The 11,379-nt window shown below is 58.5% G+C and carries 8 protein-coding genes and 1 pseudogene; 5 read left to right on the forward strand and 4 right to left on the reverse strand.

Annotation, left to right across the window (positions count from 1 at the left end; genetic code table 11):
* The first annotated feature begins 57 nt into the window (after positions 1-57).
* From glyS to ACIOZM_RS30325, 3 genes are all read left to right on the forward strand, one after another.
* Positions 58-2,112, forward strand: a complete 2,055-nt coding sequence (gene glyS, locus ACIOZM_RS30315; RefSeq protein WP_401221047.1) for a glycine--tRNA ligase subunit beta — start codon at positions 58-60, stop codon at positions 2,110-2,112.
* Between the two features lie 4 nt (positions 2,113-2,116).
* Positions 2,117-2,656: a D-glycero-beta-D-manno-heptose 1,7-bisphosphate 7-phosphatase gene (gene gmhB / locus ACIOZM_RS30320; protein ID WP_401221049.1), complete on the forward strand. Its 540-nt coding sequence runs from the start codon at positions 2,117-2,119 to the stop codon at positions 2,654-2,656.
* An 82-nt stretch (positions 2,657-2,738) separates the two neighbouring features.
* On the forward strand, positions 2,739-3,518 hold the full coding sequence (locus ACIOZM_RS30325; protein WP_401221062.1) for a lysophospholipid acyltransferase family protein: 780 nt from the start codon (positions 2,739-2,741) through the stop codon (positions 3,516-3,518).
* Positions 3,519-3,686: 168 nt separating this feature from the next.
* Here ACIOZM_RS30325 and ACIOZM_RS30330 read toward each other — a convergent pair whose 3' ends face one another.
* A complete protein-coding gene (locus ACIOZM_RS30330) occupies positions 3,687-5,219 on the reverse strand; it encodes a sensor histidine kinase (RefSeq protein ID WP_401221065.1) in 1,533 nt (510 codons plus the stop codon).
* 184 nt (positions 5,220-5,403) lie between these two features.
* On the opposite strand from ACIOZM_RS30330, the gene ACIOZM_RS30335 reads away from it, so the two are divergent.
* Complete coding sequence (locus ACIOZM_RS30335; protein WP_401221052.1) at positions 5,404-6,120, forward strand: response regulator transcription factor; 717 nt, start codon at positions 5,404-5,406, stop codon at positions 6,118-6,120.
* A gap of 71 nt (positions 6,121-6,191) precedes the next feature.
* Positions 6,192-6,473, forward strand: coding sequence for a hypothetical protein (locus tag ACIOZM_RS30340; RefSeq protein WP_401221055.1), 282 nt, complete (start codon positions 6,192-6,194; stop codon positions 6,471-6,473).
* 322 nt (positions 6,474-6,795) lie between these two features.
* Here the strand turns inward: ACIOZM_RS30340 and gyrB are convergent.
* From gyrB to dnaN, 3 genes and pseudogenes are all read right to left on the reverse strand, one after another.
* Positions 6,796-9,212, reverse strand: a pseudogene (gyrB, locus tag ACIOZM_RS30345) (DNA topoisomerase (ATP-hydrolyzing) subunit B).
* Between the two features lie 5 nt (positions 9,213-9,217).
* Entirely contained in the window at positions 9,218-10,321 is a 1,104-nt protein-coding gene (gene recF / locus ACIOZM_RS30350) for a DNA replication/repair protein RecF (RefSeq protein WP_401221057.1), read from the reverse strand.
* Between the two features lie 14 nt (positions 10,322-10,335).
* A partial coding sequence (gene dnaN / locus ACIOZM_RS30355) for a DNA polymerase III subunit beta (protein WP_401221059.1) occupies positions 10,336-11,379 on the reverse strand: 1,044 nt, incomplete at its 5' end.

Below are 11,379 nucleotides of genomic sequence, written 5' to 3' on the forward strand. Positions count from 1 at the left end.
CCCGCTGGCGACCCCGGACCTGCGTGACGAAGTACTGGCCAAGCTGGAGGCTGCACAATGAGTGCTCAAGATTTTCTGGTTGAACTGGGCACCGAAGAACTGCCGCCGAAAGCCCTGAACACCCTGGCTGACGCGTTCCTCGCCGGTATCGACAAGGGCCTGCAAGCCGCTGGCCTGAGCTACGAAAGCAAAACCGTCTACGCCGCGCCGCGTCGTCTGGCTGTACTGATCACCGCGCTGGCCACCCAGCAACCGGATCGCAGCATCAACCTGGACGGCCCGCCACGTCAGGCTGCATTCGATGCTGACGGCAATCCGACTCAAGCAGCACTGGGCTTCGCCAAGAAGTGCGGCGTTGATCTGAGCGAAATCGACCAGAGCGGTCCGAAACTGCGCTACAGCCAGAGCATCGCCGGCAAGCCGACTGCGAGCCTGCTGCCGACCATCGTTGAAGATTCGCTGAACGATCTGCCGATCCCGAAACGTATGCGTTGGGGTGCGCGCAAGGAAGAGTTCGTGCGTCCGACCCAGTGGCTGGTGATGCTGCTCGGTGACCAGGTCATCGACTGCACCATCCTCGCCCAGAAGGCTGGCCGTGACTCCCGTGGTCACCGTTTCCACCACCCGGAAAACGTGCGCATCGGTTCGCCGACCAGCTACCTGTCCGACCTGCGTGCCGCTTATGTTCTGGCCGATGCCAACGAGCGTCGCGAGATCATCAGCAAGCGCACCGAAGAACTCGCTACCCGTCAGGAAGGCACGGCAATCGTTCCGCCGGCGCTGCTCGACGAAGTGACCGCGCTGGTTGAATGGCCGGTGCCGCTGGTGTGCTCGTTCGAGGAACGCTTCCTCGATGTGCCGCAGGAAGCGCTGATCACCACCATGCAGGACAACCAGAAGTATTTCTGCCTGCTGGATGCCGACGGCAAGTTGCTGCCACGTTTCATTACCGTGGCCAACATCGAAAGCAAAGACCCGCAGCAGATCGTCGCCGGTAACGAGAAAGTGGTTCGCCCACGCCTGACCGACGCCGAGTTCTTCTTCAAGCAAGACAAGAAGCAGAAGCTCGAAGACTTCAACCTGCGTCTGCAGAACGTGGTGTTCCAGGAAAAACTCGGCAGCGTCTACGACAAGGCCGAACGTGTTTCGAAACTGGCTGCGTACATCGCCGCACGCATTGGCGGCAACGCCTCGTGGGCTGCCCGTGCAGGCCTGCTGTCGAAGTGCGATCTGGCGACCGAAATGGTCGGCGAGTTCCCGGAGATGCAAGGTGTCGCCGGTTACTACTACGCCCTCAATGACGGCGAGCCGGAAGATGTCGCGCTGGCGCTGAACGAGCAATACATGCCACGCGGTGCCGGCGCTGAACTGCCGGCGACCCTGACCGGTGCAGCTGTCGCTATCGCTGACAAGCTCGACACGCTGGTCGGCATCTTCGGTATCGGCATGCTGCCAACCGGCAGCAAAGACCCGTACGCCCTGCGCCGTGCGGCACTCGGTGTGCTGCGTATCCTGATCGAGAAACAACTGGATCTGGACCTGAACGACGCCGTGGCTTTCGCCGTGAATTCGTTCGGCGCCAGGATCAAGGCTGCCGGTCTCAACGAATCGGTGCTGGAATTCATCTTCGATCGTCTGCGTGCGCGTTACGAAGACGAAGGCGTGGATGTTGCGACCTATCTGTCGGTACGTGCGCTGAAGCCGGGTTCTGCACTGGACTTCGATCAGCGTGTGCAAGCCGTTCAGGCGTTCCGCAAGCTGCCGGAAGCCGCAGCATTGGCCGCCGTGAACAAGCGTGTATCGAACCTGTTGAGCAAAGTCGAAGGCTCGGTACCGACCGTGGTCGAAGCCAAATACTTCGACAACGCCAACGAGTTCTCGCTGTACTCGGCGATCCAGCAAGCGGATCAGGCAGTTCAGCCAATGGCAGCAGCGCGTCAGTACAACGAATCGCTGGCACGCCTGGCCGCATTGCGCGAGCCGGTGGACGCGTTCTTCGACGCCGTGATGGTCAATGCCGAAGATGCCAATGTGCGGGCCAACCGTTACGCGCTGCTGGCGCGTCTGCGTGGTCTGTTCCTCGGTGTTGCCGACATTTCGCTGCTGGGTTGAGGGATTGCTGTTGAAACTGCTGATTCTCGATCGGGACGGAGTGATCAATTACGACTCCGACGCTTACATCAAGTCGGTGGAGGAGTGGATTCCACTGCCCGGCTCGATCGAGGCGATTGCGCAGTTGAGCAAGGCCGGCTGGACGGTGGCGGTCGCCACCAACCAGTCGGGCATTGCTCGCGGCTATTACGACCTCGTCACCCTCGACGCCATGCACGCGCGCTTGCGCGAGTTGGTGGCGGAGCAGGGTGGTGAAGTCGGGCTGATCGTATATTGCCCGCATGGGCCGGACGAGGGCTGCGATTGCCGCAAACCGAAACCCGGGATGCTCAAAACCATCGCAGCGCATTACAACGTCGAGCTGACCAACGTCTGGTTTGTCGGCGACAGCCTTGGTGACCTGGAGGCCGCCAAAGCCGTCGATTCACAGCCAGTTTTGGTAAAGACCGGGAAAGGCGAAAAGACTCAGGGCAAAACCTTGCCGTTTGGCACCCTGATTTTTGACGATCTGGCGGCGATTGCCGCAGAACTTATCCACAACTAGAGTGCTTCTGACGTTCCTGACCAGGGATTGATCGGGGGTGCGCTTGAACAGCCGGGCAATGCCCGTAACGGTAAACGTCGCCATGTCGATACTGCGGGCCATCAGAATTTTTCTCTTTTACCTGCTGCTGGGCACCACTTCTTTGCTGTGGTGCAGCCTGAGCTTTTTTATCGCGCCCTTTCTGCCGTTCAAGGCGCGATATCGTTTTATCAACGTGTACTGGTGTCGTTGCGCCCTCTGGCTGACCAAGGTGTTTCTCGGTATCCGTTACGAAATCAAAGGTGCGCAAAACGTGCCTGACCGGCCCTGCGTGATTCAGTCGAACCACCAGAGCACTTGGGAGACGTTCTTTCTCTCCGCTTATTTCTCGCCTTTGAGCCAGGTGCTCAAGCGCGAATTGCTCTACGTGCCGTTCTTCGGCTGGGCCATGGCCATGCTGCGGCCGATCGCCATTGACCGTGACAACCCGAAAGCCGCGCTCAAGCAAGTGGCGGCCAAAGGTGACGAACTGCTCAAGGACAATGTCTGGGTGCTGATTTTTCCTGAAGGCACTCGCGTGCCGTTTGGCACCGTCGGCAAGTTCTCGCGCAGTGGTAGCGCATTGGCAGTCAACGCCGAGCTTCCGGTGCTGCCGATTGCACACAATGCCGGCAGGTTCTGGCCGAAAGTCGGTTGGGGCAAGAAGTCCGGTGTGATCACCGTGGTCATCGGCGAGCCGATGTACGCCAACGGCACCGGGCCCCGCGCCATCGCCGAACTGAACGACCGGGTCCAGGCCTGGAACGAGCAGACCCAACGTGAAATGGGTTCGCTGCCACCGGCACCACAGGCACCCGCGCAGAATGATCAAGTGGCTGTCTGAGATTTTGTGGATAACCTGTGTACGGTTTTGCTGAAAAGGCTTGAAATCGTAAATTAAGTGGTTGATTTACTTATATATTTCTCAAGCTCATAAAACACCGTAAAAGGTGCATAAGTTTTTTTCGGATGTAAAAAAACCGGCTGATATAGCCGGTTTTTTTATGCGTGATCATTCGATGATCAGGGGCAACTCCAGACGAAACGTCGTGCCTTGATCGACCGCGCTGTGGCACTCGATCCGGCCGCCATGATGATCAATCACAGCCTTCACCATCGACAGCCCCAGCCCCACGCCATCAATGCCTTTGGCTGACGAAAAGCGCCGGTATTGGCTGAACAGGTCCGGCAGTTCGTCGGCGGCGATCCCTTTGCCCTGATCGGTTACTTCGCAACACAGCCAATCCTCGTGACAGCTGACGCGCAGTTGAACCGTGGTGCCATCCCCGCTGTACTTGATCGCATTCTCCAGCAAATTGAACAACGCCCGGGTCAGCAGCCCTTGGTCGGCCAGAACCAGACGCTCCTGGGAGTGCTCGTCCATCTCGTGCAGCAGTTCGATGCCCTTTTGCTGGGCAATCGGCAACGCCTGATCCAGTACATCGAGCACCAGCATTGCAAACAGGCTCGGCTGGAACTCGTAAGCTTCGGACTCAGCCCGCGCCAACAGGACAAAGCCGTCGGTCAGGTCCAGCGCGCGGCGTACCTGACGCTCGATCTGTTCGAACAACGGGGAGTCAGTGCCCGACTTATGCCGGTGAACGTCGAGTAGCGCGAGGATCGCCGAATGCGGTGCGCGCAGATCGTGAGACAAGAAGCGCAGCAGCACGCCGCGTTGTTCTTCGGCGGCCCGTTCGGCGCTGAGGTCGGTGAGGCTGAGCAACCAGCCAATCGGCGTGTCACCGTCCACCGGCAACAGCGCGGCGCGTTCCAGACGCAGGCTGCGCTCCTTGTGATCACGGAACTCCAGCAGCGGCAGAGCAGACAATGGCGGGCGCGGATCTGTGGACAACTCCGGGTAACCGAGTTGCGCCAGTTGATCGAGAACCTCATCACCCACCAGATCGTTATCGAACAGCTGACGTGCCTTGCGGTTCCCCAACAGGATCTTCCCTTTCGGGTCACTGATCAGGGTCGCAACCGGCAGGTATTCCAGACCGTCAGCAATGAAACGCCGGGTATCGCGAGTGCGGCTCATGGCCTGCTCAAGCGCCATGATCTGTCCCTGCAAGCGGTCAGCGGTGGGAAATTGCGCACGACGGCGTTCGGGAAACACCTTGGGTTCGTTGTCCAGACGCGCCAGCTCCCAACCGAAGTACGTCAGCACTCCGTTCAGGCGCCGCCAGTTCCAGATCAGGTAACCAAACAACATGCCGAGCGCCGCAGGGGTTGGTGACCACCAGTCACGCATTTCCGCGAGTCCGGCGCTGGTCAGCAGCACGCAGGCAATTCCGATCAAGGTCAGCCACAGCGCCAGGCGCGGGCGCCACAACAAAAACCCAAGGACGCAGGCCACCAGTCCGACCGAGAGCAATGCACTCCAGCCCGGCGAGTCGTCGTGCAAATTGATCTGCGCGCGATACGACAACAGCGCAGTCAGCGGCAATAGCACTAGACTTATCCACAACCATTCGCGCACCAGGCGCCGGAACAAACGCTGAACCTGGCTCGGCTCTCGGCTTTCACGCCGATGCGGGGTGCTCATATGAATAAAGGCGTGCGGGAAAAAGGGCAGGGCGGGGTGAATGGTTTCATAAGCCACAGGTCTGAGGACGTAGACCGAAGAATCATAGCGGACGTCGACCGACGGCGGACTGCTTACTTTCACTCCACGGCCTCAGCCGCTATGGTTGTTGGCCAACTGCCCAAGCAACAAGGAATGATCGCGTATGCGCGTTGCGATACTGGACGACGAACCCGCCGAACTGCGCCGGGTCGAACAGACCCTGCAGCAAATGGCCGAAGCCGGAGACCAGCCATGGTCATTGCACAGCTTCGAACGCGGCGAGGACCTGTTGCGGCAACTGCGCCGGGAAACCTTCGACCTGCTGATCCTCGACTGGCAATTGCCCGACCTCACCGGCCTGGCCCTGCTGCGCTGGACCCGCGAACACATGGAAGCGCCGCCGGCAGCAATCATGCTCACCAGCCGCGATGGCGAAAGCGATATCGTCCAGGCATTGAACGCTGGCGCCGATGACTACGTCAGCAAACCGTTCCGGCCCAATGAACTGAAAGCACGGGTCGCGGCAGTCTTGCGCCGGCATTACCAACAACGCACCGCCGCCGCTGAAGTACAGACCTTCAATGACCTGACCTTCGACGACGCCGAACTGACCGTCACCCGCGATGGCAAACCAATTGTCATGACCGACCGTGAGTATCGGCTAGCGCTCTGCCTGTTCAGCAACCTTGGCCGGCCTCTGTCTCGGGAATATCTGTATGAGCGTTTTTGGCCGCATGAGGAGATGTCGTCGTCACGACCGCTGGATACGCATATCTATCGCCTGCGCAACAAGCTGGGGCTGACGGCGGAGCGGGGATGGCAGTTGCTGACGATTTACGGGTATGGGTATCGGTTGGAGAGTGTGACGGCGAGTGAGTGATGAAGATCCGTTGTGGGTCCTCTTCACTCTTCCAGTGATTGTCTCTTCTGTTTGATTGCCGCGGATTCGACTTGCTTGATGCTGGTATCGGGAACCGGCAAATTTTCCGGCATGGTGCCACCCAGTTCAGCAATGGTTTCCCGGATCTTTTGACCAACGGCCAGATGAACCTGATTGGCTTCCTACTTTCCCTGAATATTGTCGCGACGCAACTTTTCCTCAGCTTGAGTAGCGCGAAACAGGTTGGCTGCCAATTCGGTCGAGCCCATGTGGTCCAGAATCTTCTGACTCTTTTTCAAACCTTTTCTTTGGTGAATGGCTTTCTGATCAAGTCCGCCGTACAGGCGAAATAGGTTTGCCCAGCAGCAATTACCGGTTTGCTGGAGTCACCGTCTGAACCACCAGATAACACGCATACCGCGACAGCTTTACATCCTGTAACTCTCGCTGAGCGCCAGAACCAATCGCAACCATTCCGAGCGCGTCCTCGAAATGGTCTTCAATGGCGTGGCCGCTGTTATCGCAGGCATCTCTGGCTCGTGCCAAAACGGGGAGAAAATGCCGATACTCCGAATACTCGAGCAGCTTGGACAGACTTCATCTAAGAACAAAAAAGCCCCTGCTGACGTTACGTCAACAGGGGCTTTCATGGCTTCGGTTGGTGTTCTGAACAGATCAGAAATCCAGGTTGGAAACCGCCAAAGCGTTGCTCTCGATGAAGTCACGGCGAGGTTCGACCGCATCACCCATCAGGGTGTTGAAGATCTGGTCTGCGCCAATGGCGTCTTCGATGGTCACTTTCAGCATCCGGCGCTGCGCTGGGTCCATGGTGGTTTCCCACAGCTGATCCGGGTTCATTTCGCCCAGACCTTTGTATCGCTGGATGGTGTGACGCTTGGTGCTTTCAGCCATCAGCCATTCAAGGGCTTCCTTGAACTCGGTGACCGGCTTCTTGCGTTCGCCACGCTGGATGTACGCGCCGTCGTCGAGCAAGGTGCTCAGTTGAGCGCCCAGCGAAACTACGGTTTTGTAATCGTTGCTGCCGAAGAAGTCACGGTTGAAGGTGATGTAGTTCGACAGGCCGTGGGAGATCAATTCGACCTCTGGCAGCCACACGCCACGTTCACGATCTTCACGCAGGCTGGCCTTGTAGACCAGACCGGATTTTTCGACAGTGCGCAGGCGGGTTTCGTACTTGGCCAGCCAGGTCTGCATCGCGGCGTGGTCGCCGAGCATTTCCAGGCTGACGGCCGGCAGGTAGATGAAGTGCTCGGTCAGCTCCTGCGGGTACAGGCGCGACAGACGCTTGAGGGTCTTCATCACCAGACGGAAGTCATTCACCAGACGTTCCAGCGCTTCACCGGAAATGCCCGGGGCTTCGTCGTTCAGGTGCAGGCTCGCATCTTCAGGGCCGACTGCGTCATGTACTCTTCCATGGCGTCGTCGTCTTTGATGTATTGCTCTTGTATGCCTTTCTTGACCTTGTACAGCGGCGGCTGGGCGATGTAGATGTAGCCGCGCTCGATCAGCTCCGGCAACTGACGGAAGAAGAAGGTCAGCAGCAGGGTACGGATGTGCGAACCGTCGACGTCAGCATCGGTCATGATGATGATGTTGTGATAACGCAGCTTGTCGATGTTGTACTCGTCGCGACCGATACCGCAGCCCAGCGCGGTAATCAAGGTGCCCACTTCTTGCGAAGAGATCATCTTGTCGAAGCGTGCTTTCTCGACGTTAAGGATCTTGCCCTTGAGCGGCAGGATCGCTTGCGTGCGGCGGTTACGTCCCTGCTTGGCGGAACCGCCAGCAGAGTCACCTTCCACGAGGTACAGTTCGGACAGGGCCGGGTCCTTTTCCTGGCAGTCAGCCAGTTTGCCCGGCAGGCCGGCGATGTCCAGCGCACCTTTGCGGCGGGTCATCTCACGGGCCTTGCGCGCAGCTTCACGGGCACGCGCGGCGTCGATCATCTTGCCGACGACCAGCTTGGCTTCGTTCGGGTTTTCCAACAGGAAGTCGGAGAAGTACTTGCCCATTTCCTGTTCGACCGCGGTCTTCACTTCGGAAGAAACCAGCTTGTCTTTGGTCTGGGAGCTGAACTTCGGGTCCGGAACCTTCACCGAAATAATCGCGGTCAAACCTTCACGGGCATCATCACCGGTGGTGGCGACTTTGTGCTTCTTCGCCAGGCCTTCAGCTTCGATGTAAGTGTTGAGGTTACGCGTCAGTGCGGAACGGAAACCCACCAAGTGGGTGCCGCCATCGCGCTGTGGAATGTTGTTGGTGAAGCACAACAGGTTCTCGTTGAAGCTGTCGTTCCACTGCAGGGCGATTTCTACGCCGATGCCGTCTTCGCGCTGGATGTTGAAGTGGAACACCTGGTTGACCGCAGTCTTGTTGGTGTTCAGGTATTCAACGAATGCACGCAGGCCGCCTTCGTACTTGAACAGCTCTTCCTTACCGCTGCGCTCGTCCTTGAGGACGATGCCGACACCGGAGTTGAGGAAGGACAGTTCACGAATCCGCTTGGCCAGGATGTCCCAGCTGAAGTGGATGTTCTTGAAGGTGTCGGCGGACGGTTTGAAATGGATCTGGGTACCGGTCGACTCGCTGTCGCCAACGATCTTCATCGGCTCTTGCGGAACACCGTGGACGTAGGTCTGTTCCCAGATCTTGCCGCTACGGCGAACGGTCAGGATCAGCTCTTCCGACAGTGCGTTCACTACCGAAACACCTACACCGTGCAGGCCGCCGGATACTTTGTAGGAGTTGTCGTCGAACTTACCGCCAGCGTGGAGGACGGTCATGATGACCTCGGCGGCGGAAACGCCTTCCTCTTTGTGCACGTCCACCGGGATGCCACGGCCGTTGTCGCGAACGGTGATGGACTCATCCGGATGGATAATGATGCTGATGTCGTCGCAGTGGCCAGCGAGGGCTTCGTCGATCGAGTTGTCGACCACTTCGAACACCATGTGGTGCAGACCGCTGCCATCGTCGGTGTCACCAATGTACATACCGGGACGTTTGCGTACGGCATCCAGGCCTTTCAGCACTTTAATGCTCGTTGAGTCGTACGTATTTTCTTCGCTCAATGCCTTCACTCCCGATGGTCGTGGGTCTGGGTGATACGGCCTTGTTCCACGTGGAACAAAGCGACTGGCGTTTCCGTCTGCCAGCCTTCCCTCAATAATTCGTGATCTACACAGGTGATGAAAACCTGGCAGCGTAAGTCTTCCAGCAAACGGCACAGCGCGCGACGGTGGTTCTCGTCCAGTTCGGACGGCAAGTCATCCACCAGATAAATACACTGACCGCGTCGGGCCTGGCTCACCAGATGCCCCTGGGCAATTCGCAAGGCACAGACCACCAACTTCTGCTGACCCCGGGACAAGATGTCCGCGGCATTGTGTGCGCCCAATCTAAGACGCAAATCAGCGCGTTGTGGCCCGGCCTGGGTATGACCCATTTGCTGGTCCCGCTGTAGGGAACCGGCAAGTACGGCACTTAATTCCCGGTCTTTGTCCCAGCCTCGGTAATAGCTGAGCGTCAAGCCTTCGAGCTCAACCAGTTCGCTCAAGGTTTGTTCAAAGACTGGTTTCAAGGCTTTGATGTAAGCGCGGCGGTATTCATCGATTACAGCGCTGGCCTGGCACAGTTCCCTGTCCCAAACCGCTTGCGAAACGGCGTCAAGTGTACCATGCCGCAGCCAAGAGTTTCTCTGGCGCAGGGCCTTCTGCAAGCGCTGCCAGGTCGCCATGAATCGCGGTTCGACGTGAAACACACCCCAGTCGAGAAACTGCCGGCGAATCTTCGGCGCACCTTCCAGCAAGCGGAAGCTGTCGGGGTTGATCAACTGCAGCGGCAGGATCTCCGCCAGTTGCGCAGCGCTGCGCGCGTTCTGGCCGTCGATACGGATCTGGAACTCGCCCTGACGGTCGCGAGATATGCCGAGGGCGCTATGTCCACCCTCGGCCAATTCGACCTGGCCGAACACGGTGCAGGCGAGCTGCTCGTACTGAATCACCGGCAACAGCCGCGTGCTACGAAACGAACGTGCAAGCCCCAGCAGATGAATGGCTTCCAGAACACTGGTTTTGCCGCTGCCGTTGGCGCCGTAAAGAATGTTGATTCGGGGGGAGGGGGAGAAGGTCACCGGGTGCAGATTGCGCACCGCGGTGACCGAGACGCGACTTAAGGACATCTAGTTTCTGCTGATTACAGGCGCATCGGCATAACAACATAAGCCGAGTCGTCATTGTCGGACTCTTGCACCAGCGCACTGCTGTTGGAGTCGGACAGGATCAGGCGAACCTGTTCAGTGGTCATCACGCCCAGCACGTCGAGCAGATAGCTCACGTTGAAGCCGATTTCCAGATTGCCGCCGTTGTACTCGACGCCCACTTCTTCTTCCGCTTCTTCCTGCTCCGGGTTGTTGGCCTGGATCTTCAATTGACCGTTGGCCAGTTGCAGACGGATGCCGCGGTACTTCTCGTTGGACAGAATCGCGGTACGGCTGAATGCTTCACGCAATGCCTGACGATCACCCAGAACCAGCTTGTCGCCGCCCTTTGGCAGAACGCGCTCGTAGTCCGGGAATTTACCGTCGACCAGTTTCGAGGTGAAAGTGAACTCACCGGTGGTAGCGCGGATATGGTGTTGACCCAGCACGATGCTGACGTTGCCGTCCGGCTCGGTGAGCAGACGTGCCAGTTCAAGGATACCTTTGCGCGGCACGATCACCTGATGGCGATCCGGCTGACCGATATCGGCCTGCATCGAGCACATCGCCAGACGGTGACCGTCGGTGGCCACTGCACGGATCACACCGGCCGAGACTTCCAGCAGCATGCCGTTGAGGTAATAACGTACGTCCTGCTGGGCCATGGCGAAGCTGGTGCGTTCGATCAGACGACGCAGTTTGCTTTGCTCCAGAGTACAGGTCAGCGAACCCGGGCCTTCTTCCACAGTCGGGAAGTCGTTGGATGGCAGGGTCGACAGGGTAAAGCGGCTACGACCGGCCTTCACGACCAGTTTCTGCTCGTCGACCTTGATGTCGATCAGTGCATCGTTGGGCAGGCTTTTGCAGATATCCATCAGCTTGCGCGCAGGCACGGTGATGGAACCTGTTTCAGCCGGCTCCTCAAGTTGCACGCGACCAACCAGCTCGACTTCCAGGTCGGTACCGGTCAGCGACAGTTGCTGGCCTTCGACAACCAGCAGCACGTTGGACAGTACCGGCAAGGTCTGTCGGCGCTCAAC

Source organism: Pseudomonas sp. NPDC087346, assembly GCF_044744235.1.
Taxonomy (GTDB): domain Bacteria; phylum Pseudomonadota; class Gammaproteobacteria; order Pseudomonadales; family Pseudomonadaceae; genus Aquipseudomonas.